This is a genomic window from Balneola sp. (genome assembly GCA_003712055.1).
Taxonomy (GTDB): domain Bacteria; phylum Bacteroidota; class Rhodothermia; order Balneolales; family Balneolaceae; genus RHLJ01.
Genome location: RHLJ01000002.1, coordinates 410,571 through 425,174, shown reverse-complemented (window position 1 = coordinate 425,174; position 14,604 = coordinate 410,571). Strand labels below are relative to the sequence as shown.

Genomic DNA, 14,604 nt, shown 5'->3' with positions numbered 1-14,604 from the left:
ATTGGAACTCATGTACTCCATAAACCAATTCTCCAAAACTATCTGTATCACTTTTTTTGTGGTATTAACCTTGAGTTGTACTCAAAAAACACCACCTGACACTAATAAAGAGGCATCAAAAAAAATATCAGTCATCTTCGATACCGATGCTAACAATGAGCTTGATGATCAACATGCTCTCGCTTACCTGTTATTCAACGGGGATGTTTTTAATGTTCGCGGTGTAACCGTAAATGCTACCTATAACGGTGGAGAAATTGATGGGCATTACGCAGAAGCAGAGCGAATTCTCAAACTCAGTAGCTTGGATGGAGACATTCCTTTACTTGCTGGAGCAAATGGAGATTTTAATGACATCAAGGATTACATATCCTCTGAAGAATACGATGGAGCTGAAGCGGTTGAGTTTATTATAAAGGAAGCCAGAGCTGCTACCGATGAACCACTCGTTTTACTTCCTGTTGGCAAGCTTACTAATATTGCACTTGCTCTTGAGAAAGCTCCGGACATAAAAAAGAATATTCGAATAGTATGGTTAGGAGCCAATTATCCTGATCCCGGAGAATACAACCTGGAAAATGATATTCCTTCTATGAATTACGTTCTGGAACAGGATGTACCTTTTGAAATGGTGATGGTTAGATATGGCGAGCCAAGCGGCTCTGACGCCGTAAAAGTTACTCCAGAGATTATTGCTGAGAAAATGCCCGGACTTGGGCCTACTGTTGCTCCTGTAGAAGGCAGACATGGAAACACTTTTACTAACTTCGGAGACTATTCCATTAGCCTGTTTGAGAATATTGACCTGTACGGAGATCCACCTGGCAGAGCATTATTCGATATGGTGGCTGTTGCTATTCTGAAAAATGAGGCCTGGGGAGAGCAAAAACTGATCCCTGCCCCAACAATGATTGATGAAACATGGGTTGAGCAACCAGACAATACAAGAGAAGTATTGATCTGGGAAAACTTTAATAAAGAATTGATTCTTAAAGACTTCTTTGACACTATGAATTCTCCAATTCTGGTTCAGGCTCCGACCTCCTCCCACTGATGTTGGCTCGTGAGAATTCATATCTTTTTTAACTTTCATTTTTTAGTTTCATATTTACTAAAATTAATTGATCAATCTCTATGACTACCACGTTTTCCAGAACTCTTTTCATTCTTTTTTTCTCTTTAATCTCAACCGCAGCAGTTCTCGCTCAAACAAAGAACTCCAAACCCAAAGTAAACCAGCTTGGTTATTATCCTCAGGCTCCTAAACTTGGGATTACCCCACAAACAGACTTATCCTCTTTCTATTTAAAGGATGCCGAATCTGGAGCGGTTGTTTACGAGGGGGAACTTTCGGATGATGACTATTACAGCCCCGGTGATGAATCAGTAAAAGTCGCTGATTTTAGCGAATACTTTGTTCCGGGCACCTATATACTTGGTATTGTGGATGGAGAAGAATCCTATCCGTTCACTATTGGCAATAATGTTTTTTCTGAGCTAACCGATGGGATTATTAAAGCAATGTATTTTAATCGGGCATCTATGGAACTGGAAGAAGCTTATGCCGGTGAATGGGCCCGGGCTTTAGGACACCCTGATGACGAAGTTCTTGTTCATAATTCTGCAGCTTCCACCGGAAGGCCGGCAAACTCGATTATTTCGTCCTCAAAAGGTTGGTACGATGCCGGAGACTTCAATAAGTATGTGGTTCCTATTTCATCCAGTATCAGCCAGATGCTGTTTGCCTATGAGGAATTCCCTGAATTCTTCGACGATCGATCATTAAATATTCCGGAAAGCACAAATGACATTCCCGATATCCTGGATGAAAACCTTTGGGCGTTACGGTGGCTTTTTACTATGCAAGACCCTGAAGACGGTGGTGTTTATCATAAACTTACTTCACCAACCTTTCAAGGTACAGTTATGCCTAATGTACCAACCGCCGACCGATATGTGGTTATGAAAGGAACGGCTGCTACCTACGACTTTGCAGCTGTTATGGCTCATGCAGCACGAGTTTATGAACCTTTCTTGCCAGATTTTGCTGATTCTGCACTGGCTGCTGCTGAAGATGCCTGGGATTGGGCATTGGATAATCCAAACGTATCCTATAATCAGGGGGCTTTGACAAACCCGGCGATCAGTACGGGCACCTATGGTGATGGGAGTTTTGGTGATGAGAAGTTTTGGGCTGCCTCTGAATTATATATCACAACCAAAGATGATAGCTATTATATGGATAATGGCTGGAGTAGCTCTGGTGTTGTAGGTTGGAATAGCGTTCGTGGTATGGGCTTATTCTCTTTGGTAGCTAATCGAACGGAATTAACTGCTGTAGGACTGAGCGATACTACTTCAATGAAACAGAAAGTAGCCAGCATCGCTGACTCATATATTAACTCGGGTAATACCTCCGCGTACCGTTCTCCATTTGGAACAGCATCTGGTCATTTTTTCTGGGGAAGTAATGGATTTGCAGGAAATATCGGCCTGGTAACAATGCTCGCTTACAGAGTAACCGGAGAGGAAGAATATTATGATGCTACTATACATGTGCTCGATTATATCATGGGAAGAAATCCTCTGGATCAAAGCTTTGTAACAGGGTTCGGGGAAAATCCTCCAATGAATATTCATCATCGCCAATCTGAGGCCGACAATGTGGTTGATCCTGTACCTGGATGGGTAGCTGGAGGTGCAAACCCTAATAACCAAAGTCAGGATTGCGGAACTTCTGCTTACACTTATACAAATCCTGCTCTTTCTTATTTAGATCATTATTGCAGTTACTCTACCAATGAGATGACAACTTACTGGAACTCTCCTTTCGTGTATTTGCTGGCCGGACTGGAGCATCTTACTGAGGCTTTTTCGCTTGAGGATACTAAGACCGGGTTTTTTAGAAGCCCTAATTTTAGCCCCTATTTTGAACCTGGCGATACCGTTTCCTTGTCCTGGAAGTTGTTTAACATTGATAATTTCTCGCTATCCTACCGATTGCTTTCTGAGGAAGAGTTCACTGTATTAGAAAGTAATTTAACAGCTGATGACTCTGTATACTCCGCTTTTATTGTACCTGATCTTAGAGGAGAATCCATCGTTTTTCGATTACAAGACTTAGATGATGAAGAGGTTTGGGTTCAATCGCCTTCCTTAAAAATCAGCCCAAACCGAAGCCTTGTCATTGATGAAATTTGGGTAAGCGGTGAGTTTAATCCCGGGAAAAGAGTTTCGATTTATTGGATTAGTGTTTCCGTTGAAACTCTTAACCTGTATGCCCGGTTAGGAACAGAAGTGGAATTCGAACTGGTAGGAGAAGACATCGCTGCCGCTGATGGTTTTTATAATCGTTTTTGGGTTCCTGAAGCCCCGGGAGATTCCTTTGTTTTAAGACTTGAAGATGCTGAAACGGATACTGTTTTTGCAGAAACAGATCCTATCCCCATTGTTGCCCTTGTGAATACTGAAGATCCTTCTAGAATCGCCGAATTCAGTTTAGCTCAAAATTTCCCCAATCCTTTTAACCCCACAACAAGCATTAGCTTTGAATTGGATAAACCAGGAAAAGCTGTGTTATCCGTCTATTCTTTAATGGGACAAATGGTGGCTACGCTGGTTAATGAAGTTAAATCGGCAGGCACCCATTCTATTAGCTGGAATGCAGCAGGCTTTTCAAGTGGAGTGTATTATTACCAACTCCAGTTAGGTGATCGGGTTTTAACCCGTAAGATGACTTTGATAAAATAAAAAAGCCCCAAATTCAGGGGCTTTTTTATTGTTGATTAGTTAGACCAACTTAAGTTCGCATTCACTTCGTCAGAACCTGTGATATCTGGCTGAAGGTTTTCAATCAAATAATTGAGTCTCAATTTCACATAATGCTGTCCATGTGCTCCCCTGATGCCATGTCTGTTTCCGGGATACATCATAAGATCAAATTTCTTATTCGCTAGTATCAGCGCATTTTGAAGCTGTACCGTGTTCCCAGGGTGTACATTATTGTCGATGTTACCATGAACTAATAAAAGCTTCCCTTTGAGGTTGTCGGCGTATTTCATTGCCGAGCCGTAATCATAGCCTTCTGGATTAGCTTGAGGGGTATTCATATAGCGCTCAGTATAAATGGTATCATAACTTCTCCAATCGGTAACAGGTGCCCCAGCTATCCCTACATGGAATATTTCAGGGAAGCGAAGCATGAGTAATGAAGTAGCATAACCTCCATAAGAGTGCCCATATACTCCTACCCTGTTCCCATCAGCATAATCTCTTTTTGTGATTTCTTGAACTATGTGTGCATAGTCATCAATCTCGATACTACCTAAACCTCCATAATGTAGCGTGCCAAACTCTTTGCCTCGATTTCCGGAGCCTCTGTAATTTGCCCTTACAACAATAAAACCGAGCTGCGCCAGTCTCTGATAACCATCAGCATTTTTATAAGTATTGGTAACATCCTGATAGGTAGGTCCACCATATAATGGAAGTACAACCGGGTATTTTTTATTCGGATCGAAATCTACCGGCTTGTACACAAGTACTGGTAGGTCATAGTTTCCATCAGCAGATTTTATAGTCAGAAGTTCAGGCTTGGAAAGATTGTTATCGTCTACCTTTGAAATATCTGATTCCATCAAGGTGCGAACTTCCTTTCCATTCGCTTCGTGAAGGGTAACTGTAGGAGCCTGGTCGAAAGATGAGAAGCTATTGGTGTAATAGGTGCCAGCTTCGTTCATAGAAATAGTATGGCGACCAGGAGTATCATTCAGGTTCTTCAGCCCCTTTCCATTGAAATTGACTACATGGAAGTAGCGATCCAATCCCATGTTATGGTACGCCGAAAAGTACACCTTCTTATTTTTCTGATCTACATTTGCAATACTACCTACCGGCCAGTCACCTTTAGTAAGTTGAGTTTTCAGTTCTCCACTGAAGTCATAGTGATAAATATGATTATAGCCACTTTGTTCAGAAGTCCATAAAAAGGTTTTGTTGTCATCAAGCTGGATAAAATTATCGTGCAGATTGATGTAGGTTTCTTCTGTTTCTTCAAGGATGGTTCGAACGTCTTTTGAATCCAGGCTATATGCCAGTAATTCCAGATGATCTTGCTTTCTGTTAAGTCTTCTGAACGTAAGTTCCGAACCGTCATTTCTCCAGATTGGACGTACAATATAGGTATCGGGGCCGCTATTGGTAGGAATTTCTTCGATATCTCCGTTTTCAATATCAACGATGAACAATTTAACCGTTGGGTTTTCCTCTCCAGCTTTTGGGTAGCGCATTTGCTCTAGGCCGGCTTCAAAATCTAATTCGTGAATAATTGGGTAAAGAAAAACATCTGTTTCGTTGTATTGCAGATAGGCAATTTTTGAATCATCTGGGGAGAACCAATAAGCATCTCTTTCTCCAAATTCTTCGGGATAAACCCAGCTAGGCTTGCCGTTCATCTGCTCTTCGCTTCCGTACGTAAGTCTTTTCTCTTCTTTCGTTTCGGTATCTACGACATAAATATCATAACCCTTCACATAAGCGAACTTGGTGTAATCGTGAGAATAGGTTCCATTCCAGAGCTGGCTGGTTTCCATTCTTCTCATCAACTCATCATCGTATTTAAAACGCTCTATCTCCGGCTTGAATAGCTTTTTAAGATTCTTGTCATCCAGGTGGAAAAGGAAATCAGTGCCATCATTTGTAAAGAAAATGGCTTCATTATCCATTACGAAGCTAAAAGATTGAAATGGAAGACCCGATGTATTGCCACCTGTTGCTTCATTGAACTGCTCAATAATAGCCTGCTCCGTTCGCTCATCAAAGATGGGGGTTTTTTCCTGGTTCTTAGGGTCTATTTTATAGAAAACCATTCCATCGCCGGTGTTTTCAGTTTCCATATATCCCATATCTCCGGGCAGCCATCTAACTCCAAATTGCCCTTCGTAGTTGATAAATCCTCGCTGTCCCATTTCTGTATAAAGATCTATGCCTACACTTTGGGCAAATCCCTGGGCAGTGATAAAAAGAGCCAGTGCAACTACACACACTGTATTGTTTATTCGTTTCATAGAGACGAGTTTTGTCGATTTGGTTTGAATTAAGATAGCTGTGCTGATTTTAACATCGAAATCAAAAGTAGTAAATCTAGAGAGAAACGATGGTGGTTTCCGAAACGTATCTCCCCAAAAAGCGCTCCGCCAGTTCCCTAAATCGCTGAGGACGGTCACTTACAAAGCACTCGAATTTCCCTCCTGACTCGTTTAAAAGGTCATTCTTTTTCAAATAGTACTCCACAGATTTTGCTATCGAATCTGCAGAATCAATGATTGAAATCGATTCATCTTCAAGCACTTCAGGTATTGCACGTTTAAAAAGAGGGTAATGAGTACACCCAAGAATTAATGCATCAATACCCTTTCCGTCGAACACTTTCAGATATTCGTTAAGAGTTTGAACAGCAATTTTATTGTCAGTCCAGCCCTCTTCTGCTAGCGGAACTAACAAAGGACAAGCTTGCTGAATCACTTCAGTTGATGCGTTTTTAGCGGAGATAGCATCTATATAGGCGCCGGAGTTAACCGTTGCCAATGTACCTATCACACCCACTTTTTGAGCTCCTCCCTGTTCAACGGCAGCATCTGCACCAGAAGTGATTACATCCAAAACAGGAATAGAACCTGCCAATTCTAAAATCTCCTTTTTAGCAGATGCTGAAACCGTATTACAGGCAATCAAAATCATTTTTACTCCTTTATGAAGTAAAAAATCTGTGATTTGAAGCGCATACTGTCGAACTGTTTCTTCTGACTTTATTCCATAGGGTACTCGTGCGGTATCGCCAAAATAGATGATGTCTTCGTTGGGTAAAGCTTCCATTACTGCTTTAGCTACAGTTAGTCCTCCAATCCCCGAATCAAAGATGCCAATAGGTGCCGTTGACTGTAAATTCACTAATTTTTTTGAATGATTTCTTGTAAAGGAATGTATCCATTTCTCAAAACTTAATTCAAGCCTTCGTAGTTTGTTCCATGCTTAAAAAATTATTGTTCTTCATTGGGATAATATTCTTCCCTCATTTTGCATTTGCACAGGCAACTACAGACACATTATCTGTAGAACTCGACCAAATCACGGTAGTTGCTTATCAGAGTAATCGTAGTCTTCTCGAAACCCCGGGTAGTATCAGCTACCTGAAGCCTGAACTCATTTCCGGTTTTGATAATTCTTCGTTGGTATTCGGGTTGAATACTATTGCAGGAGTACGAATGGGGGAAAGAGCGAACGGAAGTTATCGAATATCTATAAGAGGAAGTTCTTTGCGATCTCCTTTTGGAGTGCGAAATGTAAAGGTGTACTGGAATGGAATTCCTTTTACCGAACCAACCGGCACTACCTTTATAAATTTGCTTTCCCCTTCAAATATGCAGGAAATGGAGATTATTAAAGGACCATCTGGAAGTATGTATGGTGCCGGGAATGGAGGAACTTTATTAATTAATAGCACCGCTCCATTTTTGAATGATCGGGTTTCAGCACAAGCTTCGGTCGGCTCATTTGGAGCTTTCAGATACGATCTTGCATACGATGACGTCGTAGATAATGGTCACCTCTCCTTCAAATTCTCTGATCATACCAGTGATGGGTACAGGGATCAATCTTTCTTTGACCGTGAGATTCTTGAGGTTTCCGGTAAAACAGAATACATGGAAGGCAGAGAGATTCAAATCTCCATGTTTTATTCAGATTTAAATTATGGCATCCCTGGCGGACTTACCCAGGAACAATTCGATGAAGATCCAACCCAGGCACGTGGGGGTCTTTTTGGTAGTGTTGAAAAAAATGCCAGCATCAAACATGAATCTTTACTTTTCGGAGCTACCCATACTTACCAAATAACTGAGAAGCTATATAATGAAGTAGCTGCATTCGGGACTTTTAGTGATTTCGAAAATCCTTTCAATCTTGACTATAAATTGGATAGTAGGAAAAGCGGCGGGCTTCGCTCTGTATATGAGTACGATACTTCCCTATCAGGTCTGGATACCAAATTTTCTCTGGGTACCGAATTACAAGCTTCCAGCTATGCTGCCCGAAATTTTGAAAATGAAGCCGGCTCTCCCGGTGCATTAAACTTCGACGATGTGCTAAAAGTACAGTCCGGATTAGTCTTCGGAAATGTTCAATTGGATTTAGACAATAGTTGGTATGTAACAGCGGGATTCAGCATCAACATGCTTAGGTATTCGATAAATCGTTTGGTTGATAATACTCCGGATAGCACTACCGGTCTTTTTAGCAAAACCTTTGATCCTGAACTGGTACCTCGAATTGCTATTGCGAAAAAAGTTTCTCCTTCAATAACCATTCACGGTAGTATTAGCACCGGTTTTTCTCCTCCTACCTTTGATGAAGTACGGACTAACGAAGCAAGCATCAACCTTGACCTGGAAGCGGAACGAGGCATCAATTATGAAGTAGGAGCGAGGGGAAATGCGCTAAAAGGCCGACTAGGTTTTGATGCAGTAGTTTTTTATTACAAACTCCAGGACGCCATCACCAACCAGCCAAGCCCCGATCGTCCCGAAACATCTGTGTTTCTTAATGTCGGTACTACTGACCAAAAAGGGCTAGAGCTTAATGCCAATTACCTCTTGCTCAAAAACCCTGTCTCTATCTTAAATCAGGCTGAACTCTCTATAGCTTATACCTTCAGCGATTTCACTTTTGATGAATACAATACTTCAGATGGTGATTTCTCTGGAAATGAACTTACCGGAGTTCCTGCTCATGAACTTTTTAATCGAATTAGTTTTGAGTTTGACCAGGGCTTTTCAATCGCTGTTACACATCGCTTTGTGGATGAACAACCATTGAGAGACGATAATACCATCTATTCAGAATCTTTTAATGTGCTACAAACAAAACTGGATTGGTCCGGAAAGCTAGCCGATAATATTATGCTAAATGCTCATTTTGGGGTTGATAATCTTTTGGATGAGGAATACAGTCTCGGCTTTGACAGTAATCCCTTTGGAGGCCGTTATTTCCAACCTGCACCAGAGAGGAATTGGTTTTTTGGGCTGGGAATCAATTATTCAATTAAGAATTAGGCAATTATCAATTGTTCAATGTTCAATGTTCAATGTTCAATGTTCAATGTTCAATGTTCAATGTTCAATGTTCAATGTTCAATTAGGTAATCTTGTCATTTCGAACGAATGTGAGAAATCTAAAATCGTAAACAAAGCCTAATTCCTAGATTTCTCGCTCGACTCGAAATGGCAAGCACTTTATTCCTAATTGATAATTCTTAATTGAACATTGAACAATTGATAATTGGCGAGCATAGCGAGCACTAAAACATCCTGGCTAAAACCACGGTCTCTTTAAACGTTCTATCCCTTCCGCTGGCGCTGTTATACGCTTCAAAAAGCACTATATAGATTCCTACCCTGTTCTTGCGTCGGTCATCAGTGAGACCATCCCAAATAAGGGAACCTTCAAATCCTGCCTGAACTCCGTCCGCCAGTTCTCTTACCTCACGACCATATCTATCGAATATTCGAACTCTAAGTAAATAATCAGGAGCATCCAGTGTATAATTGATAAATAAGTTGTCTTCAAAGCCATCATCGTCCGGAGAGAAAGGGTTGGGCGAAAATGAAATTCCGGACGAAGGTGGTAGACTTCCGGGCTCTTGGAAAATAGTATTCTGCATGGTAGGCGTTCCACCGCTTATATCGGTACTGGAACTCCAATTACTTTCATCATTACTTGATCCCTGAGGATTGATCCGTTCCAGGGCTATACCGTCGGTATCAAATACATTAGGGTTATGCCAGCTTTCGTCATAGAATACTGAATCTATAGTTGCACCACTGCTATCGGCTATGAAAATAGCATCTCCAGATGAAGCCAGACTTAAACTCGAACGGTCAACTCTCATTGTAAATTGATCTGACTCGCCTTCCAAACTGAAATACTGCGCAATACGGCTATCCGTGAATGTTTCTGCTGCGTCTTCTGAGTAAATGAGAAAATATCCTCCTGAAGGAATCCATTTGAACTCTGATGAAACAGGCTCAATGATCCTAATTCCATCATCTTCGTCCGGAGCATCATGAATGGTAATTCCTTCTAATGAAATGGCTTCGTTGGTAGGATTATAAAGCTCTACATACTCGGTTTGATCCGGGAGATTATCATCAGAGTCTGCTAGTGGATCAAACATTATTTCATTGATTACAATTGACCCTTGTGAGATAGGCGAAGCAAGAACAGAAGTAATGGTTTGGGCTAAATTCCCTTTTACATCTCTTATGTTTCGAATCTCTACATTAACATTTGTACGGCCTGTAGACGCTCTCTTGTTATTGTCTACAAAAAACGCAGGATACCAGGTCAGGTAGAGCTCATTTTCCGGTATCTCACCTATATCAACTGGTAGTGTTTCCTGGCTATTCACAAAAAAAGATGTTTCGCCGTCAATTCTTACGAACTCAGAAAAAACAACTCGCACCAAGGTATCAATCTGGACAGCAAAAATAATCTCCGGAGCTGTAACATCTATTTCAAATAACGCGCTTTCGGTGCCTGCACTAAAACCTCCCTCGGCGGTACTGGTGCCCCAATTGGATGGGTCATTAGAAGCAGCTTCCGGATCCCTTCTTTCTAAGGATACCCCTGGAGAATCTCCTCCCCAATCGGATTCATAAAATAAGCTATCCATGGTTGCGCCTTCAGCATCCTTAATAATCACTTCATCTCCGCTATCATTAAGGGAGGGAAAATCATTTAAATAGATGCCATTAACAACCGATGCCGCGAAGTCCTCCTGATCTGTTAACACAAGATATTCACCTGCAAATATGAGTGTCCCATCAGGAAGTTCTGCATCATTATTCCCGGCATCTATTAGTTTCCATCCCGAAAGATCAAAATTATTATCACTGTTATTGTATAACTCTACAAACTCGGGAGAGAAAGCATCTGCTCTTCGATATAAGATTTCATTAATTACTACCTGAGCTGGCTGAGCAGACTGAATTTCTACATAGGTTACTTCTATATTTTGACTAAGTGTATTATTACCGAATACATCACTCTGATTAAGTACACGGATTGAAATCGTTTGTCCATCTTCAAATGGAAGTAAAAAAATAAGGGTAACTGTATCCTCAGCAACCTCTAATCGGTCAAATTCATTGAGCCCGCTCACTTTGAAATTGGATGTATCCGATACTGTTGGTTCAACAGGAGCTTCATTAAACACAAGTTGTATCTCTGTTGATGAGAGCGTTGAAGCGGCTATTAACTGAGGGCCCAATGTATCTACTCCGATTGCATTTTCTCGTGCTGGTGTAGCCAGATTCTCGGAAGGACTGTCTCCCCAATTCTCTCTAAAAGTCGCGGGAAAATCTACTGATCTGCGCTCTAATGAAACTTCATCTCCTCCCCAGCTTGAAAAATAGGTTAATGAATCTATGGTAATGCCCTCTGCATTTTTGATAACTATGGCATCGGAGGTGTTGTTCAAAATCGGAAAATTACTTCCCATAATGATCGTTTCCTGAGCTGATTCGGTGAATTCTTCGCCAGGAACAAGAATAGTATGCTGGTTCCAGACAAGTCCCAAAGAAAAAGAAGTACCGTAACTGGTAATGAAAAAATCTTCTTCTGTAATCACTCGATGGTTTCCGGAATTATCACTTAAGGTCCATCCCTTAAGGTTGATGATCTTATCAGTGTGGCTATTTATTTCGATGAATTCTGTATACCCATCTGCGGGATCATACATAAACTCATTAATTGCGATATCTCCGGGAAGTGCTTCTGCTGTAGGTAAAAGCTGGTATTCAAAGACAAGAACTGAACTAATGTTTCCAAAAACATCCTCCTGATTTTCGATTACAAAACTATTGGGAAGCCCTCCTGAGTAAGGAGGGTCAAAAAAATCAATCAGCACAGTATCAGGAGAAAAGAAGGTAGCTCTTAAGAAATCGTTCTCACCATTTTGTAGCTCAGATGCTGCTGCAACAGGAATTGCAACATAATAATTGTCGGGATTTTCAGCAGGTTCGCTTTTTATTTCTTCAGTAAAAACCAGCAGAAGTGTACTGTCATTTAGAAACTCCCAGGATTCTAACCCGGGAGGTTCCGTATCCAATTCAATATCATTTTGCCTGCCGGGAGTTCCAATAGCACTAGGAGAATCTCCCCAATTCGCCTGAAATGTTGAAGCTAAATCTGGGCTCCGGCGCTCTAGGGCAACATCTACCCCGCCCCAATCCAGAGTATATTCCAGAGAATCGACACTATTACCCTCAGGATCAAATACCCTGATCTGGTCAGTTGTATTATTTAGTGCAGGAAGAGAAACATCTACATACACTCCTTCCCCGAATTCAGCGGTGAGGGCGTCGGGATCAGAAGTAATTACTAGAAAACTATCCGGGAGTAGAATCAGGTCTTCACTACTTATCTCAGCAAGTGAAGAATTATCTCCAATCTGCCAACCATTGAGGTTTAAATATTTTGAGGATGTATTTCTTAATTCTATGTATTCCGACAATCCGGATCCTGAAGGTGGATCTTTTAAAAACTCATTAATTATTACATCTCCAGTAAGAAATTCATCAAAAATAAAGAAGTTGAGAGTGGTATCGGTTAACACCGTATCGTTATTAAAACTTTCAATCCCGGAAATAAACAGCTCATTTTCGCCTCCGGGTATTGGTAAATTGAACGCTACTCGAATAGTATCATTTGAAAGATCTGAGACTGTGTTCGGAAACGTAGATCCATTTAATATAAAGTCTGATACCTGAACTGTATTAACATCAACCTCTCTGGTAAAAGCGATATCAATCTCAAATTGGTTCTGTACTTCAAAGCTGCTAATCATCAATGGATCGATAATTACCGGAGGAGGATCAATTTTAAAATCGAAATAGAAATCGTCGGTACGGGTACTCGTATAGCTCACCCATACTCCAAAAAAGGAAGAACTTGTATGCGTGTTATCCAACGCTGTATTCCCCGAATTCTTCAAATCCCCATTATACCCTTCCCCAACTTCGATCGACCAACTTCCACTTCCATCTCTGGATACCTTTACCCGATATTCACCCCCGGCCTGGAATATGGTAGTATCTTGAAGAATGGTGCTTTGAGATCCTGCATCAAACCGCACAAGTGTAAATACATCATCACCGGTTTGACCAATTCTTAAAGCATATCCATTTACTGCTCCATCTAAATCGGCAATGTCGCTCATCAAGTAAACTTCAGCTCTGTTACTATTCGAAGGAGCACCCCCATCAATACGAACAAAGAACTCCCATTCTCCTATTACATTTGATGAGGCCGTAGAGAGGTAAGAAGTAGATGCTTCATTGTCATTTAATCGAAGCGCATTATTCCCATCCAGCTCAAAAATTACAAAGTTGCTATCTGCGCCCGACCAGACTGGATTTGAGGTAAAATCTCCATCAGAGAAATCATCCTCAAAATTTTGTGCATATAACTGATGAGCAAATAATAAAAGCAGAGAGGCAAACAATACTTTCATGCAACTAGAATAATTGCACTAGCGCACTTAATCAACCTTGTATTAAAGTCTTAATAAACTGTTAACCAAAAAAATAGGGTAAAAGGTTATCCACCTCTTACCCCTGGAAGGACATTGAGATTTTACTCTCAAAGGCAATGATTGTCGTCTCTATGCTTGATAAGTCAGACCGATTAAACAGGAAGTCCTTACAGATTTTTTGTACTTTTTTTCTGATTCAAAACTGAAAAACCAAATCTAATATTTAATAGACTTAGCATGCGTAGCTTACCTTTTTACATGGATGATTTAAACGGCGGATTTATGAAATTGGATGGAATTCTGCGCATGGAGAAGGGAAAATTCTATTTAGAATTTCAAAAAACAGACGCCATTTTAGAGACTTTTAAATCGGATGTGAGAGAATTGGAAATTGATCTTTCTGAAATAGCGATGCTTGAATTCAAAAAAGGAGTATTCTCAAATAAGCTGATAATTCATGCTAAGCGCGCCGTTACCTTCCAGGATTTTCCTGGCAATCACCTCACCGAGCGAGTCCTCAAGATTAAGAGAAAGCATAGAGAAATAGCAGCCTCTCTTTCTTCTAATGCCAACCTTGAATTATCAGAGAGAAAGCTCAGGGAATTATCAGGAGATGATGAATGAGCGTAGCTTACGAATACAGCTTACTCCAGCAAAATGATCATCAGACTCCCTATAAGCGTGTGAAAGGAGTTTTAAGTATCGAGGGAGAAGAGCTTTTATTTGAATTCAAGGTGTATGACCCGGCCGGTAACATGCTTAGCACACTAAATAAGTTTTCCATCAATGTGGAATACCTAAAGAATATCGATTTCAAGAAAGGCTTGTTCTCAGGTCGACTATCTATCGAAACTACCAAAATGGTTTTCCTTGACCCTCTTCCGGGAAGCTCTCAGGGCAGAATTACACTCAAGATTTCTCGCAGCGATAGGAATTACGCACATGATTTTGCTCAGAAATTGAGGATAGCACTTTCGGAGAGGAAGCTGAAGGAATTATGAACATTGAACATTGAA

Annotated in this window: 8 protein-coding genes; 5 read left to right on the top strand and 3 right to left on the bottom strand. The window is 40.9% G+C overall.

Annotated elements, in window-relative coordinates; translation table 11 throughout:
• Window positions 1-10: 10 nt before the first annotated feature.
• Both ED557_06770 and ED557_06765 read left to right on the top strand, forming a co-directional pair.
• On the top strand, window positions 11-1,054 hold the full coding sequence (locus ED557_06770; GenBank protein ID RNC84676.1) for a nucleoside hydrolase: 1,044 nt from the start codon (window positions 11-13) through the stop codon (window positions 1,052-1,054).
• A gap of 80 nt (window positions 1,055-1,134) precedes the next feature.
• Window positions 1,135-3,750, top strand: coding sequence for a T9SS C-terminal target domain-containing protein (locus tag ED557_06765; protein ID RNC84675.1), 2,616 nt, complete (start codon window positions 1,135-1,137; stop codon window positions 3,748-3,750).
• A gap of 35 nt (window positions 3,751-3,785) precedes the next feature.
• On the opposite strand, the gene ED557_06760 is transcribed toward ED557_06765, so the two are convergent.
• Window positions 3,786-6,065 (bottom strand): S9 family peptidase, encoded by a 2,280-nt coding sequence (locus ED557_06760; protein ID RNC84674.1) that lies wholly within the window; start codon window positions 6,063-6,065, stop codon window positions 3,786-3,788.
• A 76-nt stretch (window positions 6,066-6,141) separates the two neighbouring features.
• On the bottom strand, window positions 6,142-6,948 hold the full coding sequence (locus ED557_06755; protein ID RNC84673.1) for a glutamate racemase: 807 nt from the start codon (window positions 6,946-6,948) through the stop codon (window positions 6,142-6,144).
• A 77-nt stretch (window positions 6,949-7,025) separates the two neighbouring features.
• Here ED557_06755 and ED557_06750 point away from each other — a divergent pair, with 77 nt between their 5' ends.
• Window positions 7,026-9,107 (top strand): TonB-dependent receptor, encoded by a 2,082-nt coding sequence (locus ED557_06750; GenBank protein RNC84672.1) that lies wholly within the window; start codon window positions 7,026-7,028, stop codon window positions 9,105-9,107.
• Between the two features lie 245 nt (window positions 9,108-9,352).
• Here the strand turns inward: ED557_06750 and ED557_06745 are convergent, their stop codons facing one another.
• On the bottom strand, window positions 9,353-13,567 hold the full coding sequence (locus tag ED557_06745) for a hypothetical protein (protein RNC84671.1): 4,215 nt from the start codon (window positions 13,565-13,567) through the stop codon (window positions 9,353-9,355).
• A 258-nt stretch (window positions 13,568-13,825) separates the two neighbouring features.
• On the opposite strand from ED557_06745, the gene ED557_06740 reads away from it, so the two are divergent.
• Window positions 13,826-14,212 carry a hypothetical protein gene (locus ED557_06740; GenBank protein RNC84670.1) on the top strand — a complete coding sequence of 129 codons (387 nt, stop codon included), beginning with the start codon at window positions 13,826-13,828 and terminating at the stop codon, window positions 14,210-14,212.
• A complete protein-coding gene (locus ED557_06735) occupies window positions 14,209-14,589 on the top strand; it encodes a hypothetical protein (GenBank protein RNC84669.1) in 381 nt (126 codons plus the stop codon). The genes ED557_06740 and ED557_06735 overlap by 4 nt, the downstream gene beginning before the upstream one ends.
• The last annotated feature ends 15 nt before the right edge of the window (window positions 14,590-14,604 follow it).

Bases quoted from the DNA above. Each gene is read 5' to 3' on its own strand.
- ED557_06760 (RNC84674.1), bottom strand. From the start codon at position 6,065: ATGAAACGAATAAACAATACAGTGTGTGTAGTTGCACTGGCTCTTTTT.
- ED557_06735 (RNC84669.1), top strand. From the start codon at position 14,209: ATGAGCGTAGCTTACGAATACAGCTTACTCCAGCAAAATGATCATCAG.
- ED557_06770 (RNC84676.1), top strand. From the start codon at position 11: ATGTACTCCATAAACCAATTCTCCAAAACTATCTGTATCACTTTTTTT.
- ED557_06765 (RNC84675.1), top strand. From the start codon at position 1,135: ATGACTACCACGTTTTCCAGAACTCTTTTCATTCTTTTTTTCTCTTTA.
- ED557_06745 (RNC84671.1), bottom strand. From the start codon at position 13,567: ATGAAAGTATTGTTTGCCTCTCTGCTTTTATTATTTGCTCATCAGTTA.
- ED557_06740 (RNC84670.1), top strand. From the start codon at position 13,826: ATGCGTAGCTTACCTTTTTACATGGATGATTTAAACGGCGGATTTATG.
- ED557_06750 (RNC84672.1), top strand. From the start codon at position 7,026: ATGCTTAAAAAATTATTGTTCTTCATTGGGATAATATTCTTCCCTCAT.